Source organism: Bradyrhizobium sp. Kon56 (assembly GCF_055807635.1).
In genome coordinates this window covers 1-265 of sequence record NZ_JBVVOU010000452.1, presented here as the reverse complement: position 1 = coordinate 265, position 265 = coordinate 1, and the positions used below count along the sequence as shown (strand labels likewise).

The 265-nt window shown below is 57.4% G+C and carries 1 protein-coding gene; it reads right to left on the bottom strand.

Annotation, left to right across the window (positions count from 1 at the left end; genetic code table 11):
- Positions 1-74: 74 nt before the first annotated feature.
- Positions 75-265: response regulator (locus AC0L3B_RS39640; RefSeq protein WP_473383313.1), on the bottom strand; the 191-nt coding region annotated here is incomplete at its 5' end.

The window sequence follows — 265 nt, the reverse complement described above, 5'->3', positions numbered from 1 at the left end:
CCTCCCACAGTTGATTTGTGAATACAGTCAAAATGTGGGAGGGGGCTTGCCCCCGATAGCAATGGCCCAGGCCCTCAACGCCCTCGATCACGCCGCAACACCTTCCTCACCCGCGCCACCAGTTCCTTGGCTTCGAACGGCTTGAGCAGATAATCGTCCTCATGCAATTCCAACCCACGCAGACGGTCTTCAATGCCATTGGGCGTGGTCAGAAACAACAACGGCGTTTCGCCGCGCTGGCGAATTTCCTGCTGCAACTTCCAGG